The sequence below is a fragment of the Arthrobacter sp. T2-23 genome (assembly GCF_055398325.1).
In genome coordinates, this window is record NZ_AP027917.1 from 2945642 (window position 1) to 2960765 (window position 15124).

Genomic DNA, 15124 nt, shown 5'->3' on the forward strand with positions numbered 1-15124 from the left:
TCGCCCAGGTATGTCATGATCGGGCAACGAAACTTTCTGGACCCGAGACTCTGTTCTGGCAGGTCCGTCCTGACGCAACGAAGGGCGCACCAATGCAGCAGTGCGCCCTTCGGTTGGATAGAGGCTAGTCCTTCTTGAAGGCGTCCTTGACCTTTTCGCCGGCCTGCTTCAAATCACCTTTGGTCTGGTCAGCTTTGCCCTCGGCCCGCAGGCTCTCGTCGCCCGTTGCGCTTCCGGCCGCTTCCTTGCCCTTGCCGCCAGCCTTCTCGGCAGCGTTCTGAATCTTGTCACCTAGTCCCATGCTGTTTCCTCCTCAGGTTGGCGGCCAATCGATCCGACCGCAACCTCATCATAAGCATGCTTACTGTGAGGATTTCAAGTAGTAAAGGGTCCAGGCAGCCTCGGATCCTACTCATCGCCCGCTCCCCGCGGTCACTCCGGCGCCGACGGTCACTCCGGCGCCGACGGTCACACCCACCCCGACGGCGGATCCGGGGGGCCTTCCTACGGTGAACACCCCTGCCGTCCCGATGCCTGCTGCCGCGCCGAAGGACGCACCCAGCCGGTAGGCACGTCCGACTTGTAGAGCCTTTCTCGTCTTCAGCTGCGGCCGCCAGCTCCATCGGTCCGGTCCCGTCCGGCTGCCCCGCCGGTTCACGATAGTCTGAAACGGAACCCCGCCCTTGAGAGGACAGCATTAGTGAGCCTGATCCGGCTGCATGACGTCAGCGTCCGCTTCGACAACACCCAGATCCTCCGCGAGGCGTTCTTCCGGCTCGAACCAGGGGACCGGGTGGGCCTGATCGGCAAGAATGGATCCGGCAAGACCACCATCCTCAAACTGATCCTCGACCAGGTGGCTCCGGACAGCGGCACAGTCAGCATCGAACTCGGGACCAGGGTGGGATACTTCTCCCAGTTCTCTGAGCTGAACGGCGACTCGACTATCACCGAGGTCCTGGACGGCCTTTTCGGCGAGATCAAGGCCCTGGAGGCCGAGCTCGCCGCCATTGACGCAGCCATCGCCAGAGACCCTGCCGCCGACGACCTGGACCGGCTGATCGGCCGGCAGGCTGCGCTGTTTGAGGACATGGACCGGCTCGACGGCTGGGACTACCCGCGGCGCATCGACACCGTGCTGACCACCCTGGGCTTCGACGACGCCCACCGCCACTGCGCGATCGACGCGCTGTCCGGCGGCTGGCGCAACCGCGCCGCCCTGGCCAAGATCCTGCTCGAACGCCCGGACGTGCTGCTGCTCGACGAGCCCACCAACTTCCTCGACGTGGCCGGCGTCGAATGGCTGGAGAACTGGTTCCGCGACTTCAAGGGGGCCGCCGTGATCGTCTCGCACGACCGGACGTTCCTTGATTCCGTCGTCACCCGGATCATCGAGGTGGAGAACTACCACCTGCACGAATACCCCGGAAACTTCGGCGAATACGTGGTCCAGAAACAGTTCAGGCTCAAGACCCTCGAGCAGCAGTTCGTGCACGAATCCGAACTGCTCGCGTTTGAGGCCGAGGGGATCGCCGACCGCCGCGAAGCCGCCAAGGCCGCCGGCCGCGGGCTGGGCAACCAGCTGGCCAAAATCAAGAAGTCCCGCACGCCCCGCCCCGTCGACCAGATCGTCACCGAGATCTACGGCGGCCTGCACGTCAAGGACGTGCTGTGCCGGGTGGAAGGGCTGTGCAAGGCCTACGGCGAAAAACTCCTGTTCGAGGACTTGAGCTTCGAAATCCGCAAGGGCAACCGGATCGCGGTGCTCGGCGCCAACGGCAGCGGGAAGTCCACCCTGCTGAAGGTCCTGACCGGCGAGGAGCAGGCCGATTCCGGGGCGGTGGCGTGGGCCAAAGGTCCCGGCTTCGTTTCCTACAACCGGATGCTGGAAGAGCTCGACGACGGCGACACCGTGTCGCACGCGGTCAATGCCCTGCCGGACAGCCTGGACTATAGCGCCACGAAAAAGTCCGTCAACCGCTTCCTGGCGATGTTCCAGTTCTCCGAGGCTGACCTCAAGCAGAAGATAGGCAACCTCTCCGGCGGCCAGAAGGCCCGCGTGGCCATGGCGCAGTGCCTGCTCTCCGGCGCCTCGGTGCTGCTGCTCGACGAACCCACCAACCATCTGGACCTCTCCAGCACCCAGGTGATGGAGCGCGCGCTGCTGCATTTCCCCGGCGCCGTCGTTGTGGTCAGCCACGACCGGTTCTTTACCGAGAAGATCGCCACCCGCCAGCTCATTTTCGGCGCGGCCGGTGCAGGGCCCGGCGAGGTCGGGCAACGGGCCGCCTAGGCACCAGCGCGGGATAATAGGACTATGGCCGAACAGCGGCGCGACCACGACTCTGATCCGTGGGAGGAATTCGACCGGCTCGAACCGGCCGCGCAGGACCGCGTCGGCGGCTACCCGGGCGGTGAACCTCTCGGTTTTGGCTTCCGCACGGGCGTGCGCAGCGCCCGCGTCGCCTTCGGTTTCGCCGTGTACGCCCTCGTCCTGGGGAGTGTGCTGGTCTCGCTCGGAGCGGTCTACTTCATCGGCCATGCGCAATGGCTCTGGCTCGGGTTGATGGGCTTGATCGAGACCTGCTTTGTCCTGGCCTTCCTCCGCCTTGTGGCCCTGGCCCGCAACCGCCGCGGTGCGCGCTAGATGTGCTTCCCACAGCCGGGCGCCTATCGCGGTGGGCTGGTCAGCTCCGCCGCCGGTGCCTGGAGGTGACGGCCAGGTAGCCGCCGAGGGCGCCGACCCCGCCAAGGCCGGCAGTGACGAGGGCCTTCGGCCAGCCGCGCCAGCGCTCCGGCTGGACGGACACGAGTTCGCCCACGGCGCCGATCAAGGCCGCGGTGATCAGCCCCGCCACTATCCGGTTGCCGGTCCGTTCGGCCTTGTCCAGCAGCCGGTCCAGCTCGTCCGCCCGGAAGTGCACGTCCAGGCCGCCGCGTTCCAAGACCCCGAGTAGCCGGCGGGCCATCTCCGGCGCCTCCGTCCCGAACTGCAGGGCCTCCCAGCCAAGCTTTTTAAGCCTCGACGCCAGAGCCTCCGGGGACAGCGATCCGAGGAGGATCCTGCGCGTGAAGGGTGCCAGCTGGGCGGTCAGCTCGAACCCGGGATCCAGCTGCTTGCCGAGCCCGTCCGCCATGATCAGCATCTTCAGCAGGAGCGCCGTCTCGCGCGGCAGCCGAAGCCGGTGCGCGCGCAGCAGCCCCGCCAGCTCGGTCAGCACCGGGACGATCGGCACCTGCGCCAGCGGCCGGCCGGCGTATCGCCCGACGAGGCGGCCCAGCGATGCCTGCAGGCCGCTGGCGTCGGCGGCCGCCGTGGCCCCGCAGAGCTGCACCATGGCGGTGGTGAGCCGTCCGGCGTCCTGTTCGACGACGGCCAGCAGCACCCGGACCAGGTTCCAGCGTGCCGTGTCGCTGATCTGGCCCACCATCCCGAAGTCGATGATGCCGAGGCGTCCGTCGGGCTCCACGAAGAAGTTTCCCGGGTGGGGGTCGGCGTGGAAGAAGCCGTCCTCGAACACCATCTTGAGCAGGATGTTGCAGGCCCCGACGGCGAGCCCGCCGGTGTCGATCCCCGCCGCGTGCAGGGCCCGGACGTCGTTGACCTTGATGCCGCGGACGCGCTCGAGGGTCAGGACACGGGAGGTGGTGGTGTCCCAGAAGACCCGGGGGATATGGACACGGCTGTCGCCGGCGAAATTCTCGGCGAACTGCTCCGCGTTCCGAGCCTCCTGCAGGTAGTCCAGCTCCGCGCGCATGTTCTGGGAGAACTCCTCCACCAGCGCGAAAACGTGGAAACCGGCGATGGCCGCCGACGCCTGCTCGGCCCGTTTGGCGAGCTCGGCCATAATCTCCAGGTCCTCGTTCACCTGTGCCACCACGCCCGGGCGCCGAACTTTCACGACGACGTCGTCGCGCCCGCCGGCCTGTTCGACCGTCGACTCGTGCACCTGGCCGATGGAGCCGGTGGCCAACGGAACGTCCTGCAGCGATGCCAGCAGCCGGTCCGCGCGGGGCCCGAGCTCCTCGGCGATGACGGTGCGGATCTGGTCGGCGGGGACGGGCGGCGAGGCGTCCTGGAGCTTCGCCAGTTCGGCGGCATATTCCGGCGGGAGCACATCCGTGCGGGTGGAGACGATCTGGCCGAATTTGATGTAGACCGCCCCCAGGTCCTCCAGCGCCAGCCGGATCCGTGCCGGAAGCGGAACTCCGGCGGCTTCGGGAAGAAGCGGTGAGGGGCGGCCGGGCAGGTGCAGCCGGTCAAGGCCCAGATGGCCGAGTGCGAAGCCCAGCCCGTGCCTGCTCAAGGTTTCCACGATGTGCCGGAACCGGTCCCGCCGCGCGCTCATGACGCCAGACTACACGGGGCGCCGTGCGCGCCTGCCGTGCGGAAAGCTGTGCCGCGGCGCGGGGCCGGCTAGAGCCAGCCCTTTCGTTTGAAGATGCCGTACATGATCGTCGCGGTGGCCGCCATCAGGCCGATCGCCATTGGGTACCCGTAGGTCCAGTGCAGCTCAGGCATGTTGTCGAAGTTCATTCCGTACACGCCGGCGACAAAGGAGGGCGCGAAGAAAATCGCGGCCCAGGATGAGATCTTCTTGACCTGCTCATTCTGTTCGGCGCTGGCCTCGTTCTGGCGGTTGGCGGTCAGGGTGCCGTCCAGGGTCAGCGCATTCTGCAGCAGCTCGCGGAAGGAATCGGCACGCGAGATGAGACGCTCCACGTGGTCCTCGACGTCGCGGAGGCTGTGCTGCAGCTCGGTATCCACCTCGTATTTCTCGAAGCCGCGACGAAGATGCTCCATCATGGCCGGCAACGGATGGATCGCCCGCTGGAAATGGATGACCTCGCGGGCGAGTTCGTAGATGCGCCGGGACACCAGCGGGTCGCCGCTGAAGAGCTGGTCCTCAATCTCATCGATGTCGTTCTCCAGCCCGGCCACCACGGGGCCGTAATCGTCCACCACCTGGTCCATCAGGGCGTAGAGGACCGCCTCCGGGCCGTGGCACAGCAGGTCGGGGCGGCGCTCCAGCCGGCGCCGGACCAGGCCGACGACGGCCGTTTCGGCGTGCCGGACGGTCACCACGAAGTTCCGGCCCGTGAAAACGTGCAGCTCGCCGAACTCCACCGTTTCGGATTCGTCCAGGTACCTGGCCGGCCGGAGCACGGTGAACAGATTGTCGTCGTAGCGTTCCAGCTTGGGGCGCTGGTGCGCGGAGATCGCATCCTCCACAGCCAGGCCGTGCAGGTCGAATTCAGCGGCGACGGCGGCCATTTCCTCTTCGGTCGGACGGTACAGGCCGATCCAGGCCATGCCGCCGTACTCGGCCAGGGTCTCAAAGGTTTGTTCCAGGCTGCCGGGCTCGGCGCGGCGGACGCCGTCGACGTAGACGGCGTTGTCAATGATAGTCACCGGCCCATTATCCAGCCTCTAGCCGGGTTCCGCGGCACCGGACCGGCGCGCGGCGGACCGGCCGGGGGCCAGTGCGCTGCCCTGCGCCAGCCGGCTGATCAGCGGTTCCGTGCGGTACGGGATGTGGGTGTGCAGGGCGAGCACGGTTTCGGTGCGGATCACGCCCTTGATCCGCAGGATGGAGCGCAGCGCGGACTGGAGGTTGTGCGTGTCGGTGGCGACCACCCGGCACCAGACGTCGCCGCGGCCGGAGATTTCGTGGACCTCAAGGACCTGGGGGATCAGGCGCAGGGCGCCCACCACGCCGTCGAGTTCGCGGTGGTTCACCTCGATCGTCACGAAGGCGACGACGTCGTACCCCACCGCCTCCAGGTCGATTTCCCGGCCGCTGTCGTGCAGCAGGCCAGAGCGCAGCATCCGGCGGACCCGCGACTGGGCGGTGTTCCGGGCGATGCCCAGGATTTCGCTGAGCTCGCCGATCTGGATCCGCGGATCCTTGATCAGTTCCAACAGAATCTTGAGATCGGTGGGGTCAAGACTGTTCAAATCGTCACTCCGGTTCATGCTGACAGGTTCCGATTGATGGTTTTGATCAATTTTGGCACAGAACTTGGCCTGAAAGCTCACCCATGCCACATTCTTGAGGTACCAATTTTCACCGGGTCGGCGCCTCCCCACAGGGAATGCGCGCGGCCCGCTTCAATGCAGCAGGGGCACCGCCATGACCGTCTTCAGCGAACTTCGCATGCGCCCGGCCACGGCAGAACGCTGGGGCTGGGACGCTTCCGTCACCGCACGGCTGGTGATGGCCGGCGTCGTGATCTTCACCCTGCTGGTCGGCGCCAACCTCGCGACCCCGCTGTACCCGCTGCTGCAGGCCAAGCTGGGCATTACAGCTCTGGACGTCACGGTGGCCTTCTCCGCCTACGTGCTGGCGCTCGTGGCCACCCTGGTCCTTGCCGGTCACTGGTCGGATCACATCGGCCGGCGGGCGGCGCTGGTGCTGGCGGTGCTGGTGGGCCTCGCCGGCGGCTTCGTCTTCGCCACCGCGGACGGCCTGCTGGAGTTGTGCGCGGGCCGGGCCTTGCAGGGGGCAGCGGTGGCGCTGGCCACCGGCGCAAGTTCGGCTGCCCTGCGCGAGCTGCTGCCCAGCCGGCCGGAGTGGGCCTCGCGGTTCACGCTGCTGGCCTCCGCCGGCGGCGTGGCGGCCGGGCCGGCCATCGGCGGGATGCTCTCCGTCCTTCCCGGACCCACCTCCACGCCGTATTACCTGCACTCGGTCGTCCTGCTGGCGCTGCTGGTGCCGCTCTACCTGCTCAAGGCCCGGCCCGCCCTCACCTCGGTCGCGGGTCCGCAGCCCTTGAAGGTCCTCGCACCCCGGCGCCCCTCCGTGTCCAGCGAGGCACGTGGGGCGTTCTGGCTCGCCTCGGCCGTGGGGTTCCTCAGCTTCGCCGTCTTCGGCTTCTGCCTCTCACTGGCTCCGGGCTACTTCGCCCAGATTGTCCACGCGGACTCCCGTCCGCTGATCGGGCTGCTCGCCGGGCTGACCCTGGCAGCCTCGGCGCTGAGCCAGTTGCTGGCCGTGCGCGGCCGCTTTGTGGTGCCGGCCGGGTTGTCGCTGTTGGCTGTGTCCGTGCTGCTGATCGCGGCGGCCGCGGCCTGGAGCAGCCCATGGCTGCTGATCGCCGCCAGCATCACCGCCGGCCTGGGCCAGGGCGTCTCCTTCCGCACCGTCTTCAACGACGTTGCCGGCAAGGTGGAGGCGTCCCGCCACGCCCAGATCATCAGCACCGTCTACGTGATCACCTACCTCGGCAGCGCCTTCCCGGTGATCGGGCTCGGCGTGGCGGCCGGCGCCTTCGGCCTGCAGGCTGCCGTGTCGGGCTACGTCGTGCTCTGCGCCGTCTTTTCCCTCGGCCTGGCGGCCGTCACGCTGCGGAACGCCCCGCGCGCGCGGGTCTGAGCGCCTACCTGAGGCCGCCCGGCGCCGGCCGCGGCTAGCTGTACTGAGTCGAGCCCAAGCGCCGGGGCGAAGGATGGGCATGCTCGTCGGCCGGCTGGGGACATGTCCTGTGCTGGGCCCGAGCAATGGACATAGTGCTGCTATGCCCACCCGCCGGCAACAAGAACGGGCATGTCCCACCGGGCCGGCGTGAGGAATGGGCATGTCCCACCGGACCGTCACGAGGAATGGGCATGCTCGTCGGCCGGCCGGGGACATGTCCTGTGCTGGGCCCGAGCAATGGACATAGTGCTGCTATGCCCACCCGCCGGCACGAGGAATGGGCATGTCCCGCCAGGCCGGGGCGAGGGATGGGCATGTCCACCGGACCGGCACCGGAACCACACCCATCACTCGGGCGCAACCAACGTCACGGCCGGCGGTTAGTCCGGCAGCGGCCCGTGGTTGCCCTGGATGTGGTCGAAGACCAGCGTGGTCTCGGTGTGGCCCACCACCGGATCCGTCGCCAGGTTGTCCAGCACCCAGTCGCGCAGGTCCTCGGTGGTGGCGACGGCGATATGCAGCAGGTAGTCCACCGAGCCCGAGGTGTGGAAGGTGGACAGCACGGCGGGCAGTTTGGGAACCCGGGCGGTAAAGCGGTCGATCTGTTCGCGGTCGTGGGCCCGCAGCCGGACGGCGATCAGCGCCTGCACCGAACGGCCCACGGCGGCGAGGCTGAGCTTGGCCTCGAAGCCCTGGATGATCCCGCGCTCGGACAAGGCCCGGGTGCGCATCAGCGCCGTCGACGGGGCAATGCCCACCAGTTCGGCCAGGTGCTTGTTGGAGATCCGCGCGTCCGCGACCAGGGCCGCGAGCAGGCGCTCGTCGATGGCGTCCAGGGGTTCGCTGGTCCCGGCGGGGGGCCGAACATTCTTCGTGGGGCTGCTCACGGATCCTCCTTGATGTGGTGTCAGTTCATCATAAACGGCGCTTTCTGGCAGTTCCATTCACGACCTCTATAAATCTCCGAATTAGTGCCAGATACTTACCGCATTCAACGGTGAATATTCATAAGGAGTACGGTGCTTTCTCAAGACTCGCTGGCGGTCCACGCCGGCCGCAACGGCCTCACGGAACTCGGAGTCCATGCCGTTCCAATCGATCTATCCACCACGGCCCCGCTGCCCTCGGTCCACGACGGCGGACTCGCCTACGAGCAGATGGCCACCGGCGGCCCGCACCTGGACGGGCAAAGCACGGTATATCAGCGGCTGTGGAATCCGACCGTCGCCCGGTTCGAGGAGGGCGTCGCCCTGCTCGAGGCTACGGAAGAAGGCGTGGCGTTTGCCACCGGCATGGCCGCCCTGAGCGCGGTGCTGCTCGCCGTCGTCGCCACCGGCAAGAGGCACGTGGTGGCGGTCCGCCCGCTCTACGGCGGCAGCGACCACCTGCTGGCCTCCGGGGTCCTGGGGACCGAGGTCACCTTCACCACGCCCGACGGCATCCGCGCTGCACTTCGCCCTGACACCGGGCTGGTCATCCTGGAGACCCCGGCCAACCCGAGCCTGGAGCTCGTCGACATTGCCGCCGCGGTGGCTGCGGCGGACGGGGTGCCGCTGCTCGTGGACAACACCTTCGCCACCCCGGTACTCCAGCAGCCCTACCGGCACGGGGCGGCCATGGTGCTGCACAGTGCCACCAAGTTCTTCGGCGGCCACGGCGATGCCATGGGCGGAGTGGTTGCCGTTTCTCCGGAGTGGGCCGTCCGTCTGCGCCAGATTCGGGCCATCACCGGCGGCATCCTGACACCCTGGCCGGCGTACCTGCTGCACCGCGGGCTGGCGACGCTGCCGGTGCGGGTGCGGGCGCAGCAGGCCAGCGCCGAGAAAGTCGCGACCTCGCTGGCCGGGCATGAGCTGATCCGCCGGGTCTACTTCCCGGGCCTGCCCGAGTGCGATCCCCGGGGCCTGGTCGGAACGCAGATGGCGGGTCCCGGGTCGCTGCTGGCATTTGAGCTGACCAGTGCCGAACACGCCGAGCGCATCCCGGCTGCCGTCCGCATGATCACGCACGCCGTCTCACTCGGCGGCATCGATACGCTCATCCAGCACCCGGCCGGGCTGACCCACCGGCCGGTGGCCGCGGAGGCCAAGCCGCACGCGGCACTGCTGCGGCTGTCCGTGGGGCTGGAGGATCCGGCGGATATCGTGGCGGACCTGTTCCAGGCCCTGGAAGCGACCCGCTAGCGCGCCGCTGTCCGCGCCGGGCCGTCCGCTGCGCCGACATTCCCCGTCCCTGCGTTCGCCGCGCCGGCCGGATGCACGACGGCGGTGATGACCGCCGTCGTGCAGGCCAGTCCCATCACCGCGAGGGCCAGGGCCGTCCAGCCCAGGGACTGGAAGAGCAGGCCTCCGGCCCAGCCGATGACGCTGGAGCCCAGGTAATACGCGAGGTTGTAAAGCGAGGCGGCCTGCGCGCGGCCGGTGCTCGCGATCACGCCGGTCCAGCCGGAGCCGATGCTGTGGGCGGCGAAGAAGCCGCCGGTAAAAAGCAGCAGGCCCGCCAGGATCAGGGCCAGGAACTGGGTCAGTGTCAGGGCGAGTCCGGCGACCATGAGGGCCGTGCCCGCTAGCAGCACACTGCGCCGGCCGAAGCGCAGCGTCAGCCCGGCGGCCCAACGGGCGGAGACGGTGCCGGAGAGGTAGGCCAGGAAGATCAGGCTGATCAGCGTGGCCGGCAGGCTGAACGGCTCGCCGGACAGGCGGAAGCCGAGGTAGTTGTAGACCGCCACGAAGCCGCCCATGAGCACGAAGGCCTGGACGTAGATGGCCAGCAGCCGGGGGTTGCGGCCGTGGCCGGCCAGGGTGGCGAGGGCTCCGCGGAAGCCGCCGGCGGCAGCAGCGGTGAAGTTGCGCGCCGGCGGCACCAGGACCAGGAACAGCGCGGCCGCGGCGGTCGCCATGAGGGAAACAGCCAGCGCCGCGGCACGCCAGCCCCACAGTTCGCCGACCGGTCCGGCGACGAGCCGTCCCGCCAGCCCGCCGAGCGTGGTGCCAGCAACGTAGGTGCCGGCCGCCAGTGCGGCATGGGCCTTGTTGACTTCCTCGTTGAGGTAGGCGATGGCGATGGCCGGGATGCCGCCCAAAGCCATGCCCTCGGACATCCGCAGGCCCAGCAGGACGGGAAAGCTGGGTGCAAGCGGGGCCAGCAGACCCAGCACTGTGGCAGCGGAGATGCCCCAGGCCATGGCGCGGACCCGGCCGATCCGGTCGGCGAGGAAGGACCACGGAAGCACCGTCACAGCCAGGCCCACGGTGGCCAGCGAGATGGTCAGGGCCGCCTCGGCCGCCGTCACCTGCAGTTCCTGGGCGATGATCGGCAGAACGGCCTGGGTGGAATAGAGCTGGGCGAACGTTGCGACGCCGGCGAAGGCCAGGCCGGCCAGGATCCGCCGGTAGGCCGCGGAGCCCTTGGGGTGGCCTGCCCAAGCGGGAAGGGCCGCCGTGCCGGCATCTGGTACGGCAGCGGGATGGCGGAGCGGAAGGCGGGGCATCCCACCAGAATAGGCCTCGAAAAGACATGCCTCCAATGCATGTTTCTTATAGGATCAATAGCAAATACGGAACGGTTAAGGAGCGGTGTGCCGTGGACGTGGAGCACAAGCAGCTGGTCCAGCTGCTTCCCCTGCTGCCGCTGCTGGCCGAGCTCGGCCGCACCCAGCACATCACCGCCACCGCCGAAGTGCTGGGACTGCCACAGTCCACCGTGAGCCGGGGGATCGCGCGGGCCGGCAGCATCATTGGGACGGAACTGCTGATCCGTGACGGCCGCGGCGTGCGGCTGACCCCCGCGGCCAAGACCCTCCTGCCGCACATCGAAGCGGCGCTGGGCGAATTCCAGGCCGGGCTGGATCTGGTCCGGCACGAGTCCGAGGTGGTGCGCGGGCGGATCTCGGTCTCCTTCCAGCACACCTTCGGGGAAGCGATGCTGCCGCTGCTGATCAGCGCATTCCGGCGGCGGCATCCCCAGCCGGCCTTCCACCTCAGCCAGGGCGCGCGGGACGGCTGCCTGGCCGAACTGGCGGCGGGGGACGCGGACCTCGCCCTGACTGCCCCCATTGCGGCACCGAGCCGGCTGATCTCCTCGGCCGCCCTGTACCGGGAACCGCTGCGGCTGGTCGTGCACCACTCGCACCCGCTGGCCACGCGCCGCCGCGCCCGGCTCGCGGAGATAAGGCACGATCCGTTCGTTGCAATGGGGCCCGGCTACGGCATGCGCTCGCTGACGGACGCACTGTTCCGGGAAGCGGGATTCCGGCCCCGCATCGCCTTCGAAAGCCAGGACTCCCACACGGCCCGGGGCCTCGTATCCGCCGGCCACGGCGTCAGCATCCTCCCGCCCGGCGGCCTGGCCCCTGGCCGCCACACCCCGGGGCAGCCAGGGGACCTGGGCTGGGTGGAGCTCGCGCTGGAGTCCGGCCTGGCCTTCCGGGAGATCGGCCTGGCCTGGCGGGAACGGCGCGGGGGAGCGGACGCCGAACCGGACCCGGTGCGGCTGTTCCGGGAACTGGTGCTCAGCGAGGGCCCGGCGCTGCTGGCCGGCTTCGTCCGCGGGCGCTCCGGCAATTGAACGGATCCGCGCGCGCACCTTAGCCGCCGCCGGCGGCTCCTCAGCCCAGCAGCCCAGCCATGACCTCCGCGACGGAACCGGCACGCGCCCGCTGCCAGCCCGTCCCGGCCCAGAGATTCAGCCGCTCCGCGTCCCCGGCGGCAGCAGCGGCTGCCCGCAGCGGGGCGGTGAGGTGGTGCACGGCCGGGTATGCCTCCGGCGCATTGGGGTGGTCCCGGACAAACTCATTGACCAGCGCCCGCGCCGGGCGTCCGGTAAAGGCCCGCGTCATTTCGGTCTGCGTGAAGCGCGGGCTGGCCAGCGCGTCCTTGTGCAACTGCCGGGCACCGCTCTCCTCCGTGCGGAGGAAAGCCGTGCCCAGCTGGCCGGCCTCGGCCCCCGCGGCCAACACCTGATCCAGGCCGGCGGCGTCCATGATGCCGCCGGCCGCGGCGAGGGGGAGCGCGACGGCGGCGCGCACCGCCGTGACCAGCTCCGCCGTCGTGCCCGGCGCAGCGGAACCCGGCAAGGCGGAACCCGTGGCCGCGGAAACCTGCAGGAAAGCTGCGCTGTGGCCCCCGGCGCACGCGTGCTGCACCACCAGGGCATCCACCCCCTGTTCGGCCGCCTGCCGGGCCTCGGACACCGAGGTGACCGTGGCCAGCACCGCCGACCCGGCCCGCTGCAAAGCGCGGACCACCTCCGCACCGGGGAGCCCAAACGCGAAACTGACCAGCTCCACCGGGTCTGCCAGCAGGGCATCGATCTTGCCCTGCCACTCGTCGTCGTCATCGAGCCGCAGGGGCGGAAGCTCCACACCGTAGCGCGCCGCGTCGGCGTGCAAACTGAGCCGGTACTCCTCCAGCTCCGCCAGGACCGCCGCGGACGGGGCCAACTGGTCCGGGTCCGGGACAAAGACGTTCATGCCGAACCGCGCGCCGGACTCACGGGTGGCGCGGATATCCGCCTGCATGGCGGCAACGCCCTTGTACCCGGCGGCCAGGAAGCCAAGGCCGCCGGCGGCATGCACGGCCGTCACGAAAGCCGGCGTGGTCGTCCCGCCGGCCATGGGGGCTGCGAGGACCCTGGTGCTCAAGATGCCGTGCGACATTGCTTACTCCCGCCGGTGGTTCAGTAGGCTGTTCAGGTGACCCATTCTGACATCCCGGCCGCGCCGGCACCCTCCGCCTCCACCCCCTCCGGTGCCGTGATCGGACTCGATATCGGCGGGACCAAGACCCGGGGAGTCCGGTTCGAGGCCGGAGCCCCGGTGGCGGACGAATCGGTGGGAAGCGCCAACGTCCAGAACGTCACCCGGGAGGAGGCCGTCCGCAACCTGGCGGAACTCTTCGGCCGGATCGGCGGGGGAGACGTCGCCCAGGTGTACGCCGGAGCCGGCGGCATCGATACCGACGACGACGCCGCGGCGCTCGCCGCGCTGATCGCCCCGCACGTGCCGGGCGCCAAAGTCACCGTCGTGCACGATTCGCGCCTGCTGCTGGCAGCCGGCGGTGCCAGCACCGGCGTCGCCGTGATTGCGGGAACCGGCTCGGCCGCGTGGGGCCGGAACAGCCACGGCGCCGAGGCCCGGGCCGGCGGCTGGGGCTACCTGCTCGGCGACGAAGGCAGCGGCTACTGGCTCGGCCGGGAAGCCGTGCGCCACAGCCTGCGCCGGATGAACCAGGGGCTCGAACCGGATGACCTGACCCGTGCCCTGCTGGACTCCTGCGGGGTGGACCACCCGAACAAGCTGATTGCGCTGTTCCACTCGCCCCAGACCGGCCGCCGCTTCTGGGCCCAGCAGGCCCGGCTCGTCGTCGAAGCGGCCGACGCCGGCCACGCGCCCAGCCAGGCGCTGATCAACGAGGCCGGCCGCGACCTCGCCGGGCTCGCCGAACAGACTGTCCGGCAGCTTGGCATTGAGGGGCCGGTCATCCTGGGCAGCGGGCTCGGCATGAACGTGCCGCGGCTGCAGGAAGCATTCCGCGCGGCCCTCGCCGCCGCCGGGATCACCGACGTCCGGGTCCTGCAGCAGGAGCCGGTGTTCGGCGTGCTCCAGCTCGTCGCCGAGCAGGGCTAGCGGACCATCACTGCCGGCGCCGGGGGCGCAGGGGCACCCCGGGCAGTGGCGGCGCCGGGATCCGCCCGGACTCGGGACCGGCGTCGGGACCGTGGCCCCGCACCAGCCCGAACCGCGCCCGCGAGGCGTCCTCGTCCGAGAGGCCGGCCTGGGCTTCCCAGTCGAGCCGCGACTGCTCCACCTCTTCGTGGCTGCGGCCCACGAAGTTCCACCACATCAGCAATTCCTCTTCGAACGGCTCGCCGCCCAGCAGCATGAAGCGGGTGCCCGGGGCTGCGTCCAGGTCCAGGCTGCTGCGCCCGGTGCCAAGGTAGCCCAGGGGGCCCGGGGGCACATCCTGGCCATCCAGTGCCAGGGACCCGTCGAGCACCAGCACGGCGTGTTCGAAGCCCGGATCCAGCGGCAGGTTGATCGGGCCGGCGCAGCTGACGTCGGCCCCCACGATCGGCGAGTACACGCTGGCCGGGGAGGTGGCGCCCGCGAGGGTCCCCACGATGACCGTCGCGGTGAAGCCGTCACCGCGAACCACGGGCAGCTCGCGGTGCTGTTCGAAGGCCGGTGCCCGGTGCCGGTCGGCGTCCGGCAAGGCGACCCACAGCTGCAGGCCGCGCTGCAGCGGCAGCTCGTGCTCCGGGCGGTCCGCCCCGACTGCGGGCAGTACCGCGAATTCGGAGTGCGAGACCCCGCGGCCGGCGGTCATGATGTTCAGTTCGCCCGGGCGGACGAGCACGTCGCTGCCCACACTGTCGCGGTGATGGATGGTGCCGGCCAGCGGCCAGGTGACGGTCTGCAGCCCGGTGTGCGGGTGCGGCAGTACCGACATGGCCACCCGGTCCGGGCCGAAGCTGTCCAGGAAGCACCACGCGCCCACGGTCGGCAGCCCGCGCTGCGGCAGCGTCCGGGAGACGTTCATGGCACGGACGCCGCCCAGCGGGACCTCCCTGGCCGGCCACAATTGCAGGCACGGCCCGCTGGCGGCGCCCTCCACACTGTGGGCGGCGGGGCAGACTTCTTCGGGCGGAAGAACTTCGAGGTTGGTCACCCTCAAACTCTAGGGCCAGGACGGGAGATCCGGCAGGGC

General features: G+C 69.6%; 14 protein-coding genes. 6 read left to right on the forward strand and 8 right to left on the reverse strand.

Features of this window, described 5'->3' with window-relative positions:
* Window positions 1–124: 124 nt before the first annotated feature.
* Window positions 125–301 (reverse strand): CsbD family protein, encoded by a 177-nt coding sequence (locus tag ACZ5Z0_RS13765; RefSeq protein ID WP_138768652.1) that lies wholly within the window; start codon window positions 299–301, stop codon window positions 125–127.
* A 399-nt stretch (window positions 302–700) separates the two neighbouring features.
* On the opposite strand from ACZ5Z0_RS13765, the gene ACZ5Z0_RS13770 reads away from it, so the two are divergent.
* Both ACZ5Z0_RS13770 and ACZ5Z0_RS13775 read left to right on the forward strand, forming a co-directional pair.
* Window positions 701–2293 carry an ABC-F family ATP-binding cassette domain-containing protein gene (locus tag ACZ5Z0_RS13770; RefSeq protein WP_464108903.1) on the forward strand — a complete coding sequence of 531 codons (1593 nt, stop codon included), beginning with the start codon at window positions 701–703 and terminating at the stop codon, window positions 2291–2293.
* 24 nt (window positions 2294–2317) lie between these two features.
* A complete protein-coding gene (locus ACZ5Z0_RS13775) occupies window positions 2318–2647 on the forward strand; it encodes a hypothetical protein (protein ID WP_464108904.1) in 330 nt (109 codons plus the stop codon).
* Between the two features lie 40 nt (window positions 2648–2687).
* Here ACZ5Z0_RS13775 and ACZ5Z0_RS13780 read toward each other — a convergent pair whose 3' ends face one another.
* The 3 genes from ACZ5Z0_RS13780 to ACZ5Z0_RS13790 all read right to left on the reverse strand — a co-directional run bounded on the left by ACZ5Z0_RS13780 (window position 2688) and on the right by ACZ5Z0_RS13790 (window position 5977).
* Entirely contained in the window at window positions 2688–4349 is a 1662-nt protein-coding gene (locus tag ACZ5Z0_RS13780) for an ABC1 kinase family protein (protein WP_464108905.1), read from the reverse strand.
* A 68-nt stretch (window positions 4350–4417) separates the two neighbouring features.
* Window positions 4418–5413 carry a magnesium/cobalt transporter CorA gene (corA, locus tag ACZ5Z0_RS13785; RefSeq protein WP_464108906.1) on the reverse strand — a complete coding sequence of 332 codons (996 nt, stop codon included), beginning with the start codon at window positions 5411–5413 and terminating at the stop codon, window positions 4418–4420.
* 18 nt (window positions 5414–5431) lie between these two features.
* Window positions 5432–5977, reverse strand: coding sequence for an Lrp/AsnC family transcriptional regulator (locus ACZ5Z0_RS13790; protein ID WP_464108907.1), 546 nt, complete (start codon window positions 5975–5977; stop codon window positions 5432–5434).
* A gap of 157 nt (window positions 5978–6134) precedes the next feature.
* On the opposite strand from ACZ5Z0_RS13790, the gene ACZ5Z0_RS13795 reads away from it, so the two are divergent.
* The gene (locus ACZ5Z0_RS13795; RefSeq protein ID WP_464108908.1) at window positions 6135–7376 is read left to right on the forward strand and encodes an MFS transporter; all 1242 of its coding nucleotides are present in this window, start codon (window positions 6135–6137) and stop codon (window positions 7374–7376) included.
* A gap of 422 nt (window positions 7377–7798) precedes the next feature.
* Here ACZ5Z0_RS13795 and ACZ5Z0_RS13800 read toward each other — a convergent pair whose 3' ends face one another.
* The gene (locus ACZ5Z0_RS13800; RefSeq protein ID WP_464108909.1) at window positions 7799–8305 is read right to left on the reverse strand and encodes an Lrp/AsnC family transcriptional regulator; all 507 of its coding nucleotides are present in this window, start codon (window positions 8303–8305) and stop codon (window positions 7799–7801) included.
* Between the two features lie 132 nt (window positions 8306–8437).
* Between ACZ5Z0_RS13800 and ACZ5Z0_RS13805 the strand changes: the two genes are divergently transcribed.
* The gene (locus tag ACZ5Z0_RS13805) at window positions 8438–9601 is read left to right on the forward strand and encodes a trans-sulfuration enzyme family protein (protein ID WP_464108910.1); all 1164 of its coding nucleotides are present in this window, start codon (window positions 8438–8440) and stop codon (window positions 9599–9601) included.
* Here ACZ5Z0_RS13805 and ACZ5Z0_RS13810 read toward each other — a convergent pair.
* Entirely contained in the window at window positions 9598–10908 is a 1311-nt protein-coding gene (locus ACZ5Z0_RS13810) for an MFS transporter (RefSeq protein WP_464108911.1), read from the reverse strand. The genes ACZ5Z0_RS13805 and ACZ5Z0_RS13810 overlap by 4 nt on opposite strands.
* 92 nt (window positions 10909–11000) lie before the next feature.
* Between ACZ5Z0_RS13810 and ACZ5Z0_RS13815 the strand changes: the two genes are divergently transcribed.
* A complete protein-coding gene (locus ACZ5Z0_RS13815; protein WP_464108912.1) occupies window positions 11001–11984 on the forward strand; it encodes a LysR family transcriptional regulator in 984 nt (327 codons plus the stop codon).
* A 40-nt stretch (window positions 11985–12024) separates the two neighbouring features.
* Here the strand turns inward: ACZ5Z0_RS13815 and ACZ5Z0_RS13820 are convergent, their stop codons facing one another.
* Entirely contained in the window at window positions 12025–13074 is a 1050-nt protein-coding gene (locus tag ACZ5Z0_RS13820; protein ID WP_464108913.1) for a nitronate monooxygenase, read from the reverse strand.
* A 36-nt stretch (window positions 13075–13110) separates the two neighbouring features.
* On the opposite strand from ACZ5Z0_RS13820, the gene ACZ5Z0_RS13825 reads away from it, so the two are divergent.
* Window positions 13111–14043 carry an N-acetylglucosamine kinase gene (locus ACZ5Z0_RS13825; RefSeq protein WP_464108914.1) on the forward strand — a complete coding sequence of 311 codons (933 nt, stop codon included), beginning with the start codon at window positions 13111–13113 and terminating at the stop codon, window positions 14041–14043.
* Between the two features lie 7 nt (window positions 14044–14050).
* On the opposite strand, the gene ACZ5Z0_RS13830 is transcribed toward ACZ5Z0_RS13825, so the two are convergent.
* Window positions 14051–15085: a pirin family protein gene (locus ACZ5Z0_RS13830; RefSeq protein ID WP_464108915.1), complete on the reverse strand. Its 1035-nt coding sequence runs from the start codon at window positions 15083–15085 to the stop codon at window positions 14051–14053.
* Window positions 15086–15124 lie beyond the last annotated feature (39 nt).

Excerpts from the sequence above, each read along its gene's own strand:
- ACZ5Z0_RS13780 (WP_464108905.1), bottom strand. The coding sequence starts at position 4,349 with ATGAGCGCGCGGCGGGACCGGTTCCGGCACATCGTGGAAACCTTGAGC.
- ACZ5Z0_RS13795 (WP_464108908.1), top strand. The coding sequence starts at position 6,135 with ATGACCGTCTTCAGCGAACTTCGCATGCGCCCGGCCACGGCAGAACGC.
- ACZ5Z0_RS13765 (WP_138768652.1), bottom strand. The coding sequence starts at position 301 with ATGGGACTAGGTGACAAGATTCAGAACGCTGCCGAGAAGGCTGGCGGC.
- ACZ5Z0_RS13790 (WP_464108907.1), bottom strand. The coding sequence starts at position 5,977 with ATGAACCGGAGTGACGATTTGAACAGTCTTGACCCCACCGATCTCAAG.
- ACZ5Z0_RS13810 (WP_464108911.1), bottom strand. The coding sequence starts at position 10,908 with ATGCCCCGCCTTCCGCTCCGCCATCCCGCTGCCGTACCAGATGCCGGC.
- ACZ5Z0_RS13775 (WP_464108904.1), top strand. The coding sequence starts at position 2,318 with ATGGCCGAACAGCGGCGCGACCACGACTCTGATCCGTGGGAGGAATTC.
- ACZ5Z0_RS13820 (WP_464108913.1), bottom strand. The coding sequence starts at position 13,074 with ATGTCGCACGGCATCTTGAGCACCAGGGTCCTCGCAGCCCCCATGGCC.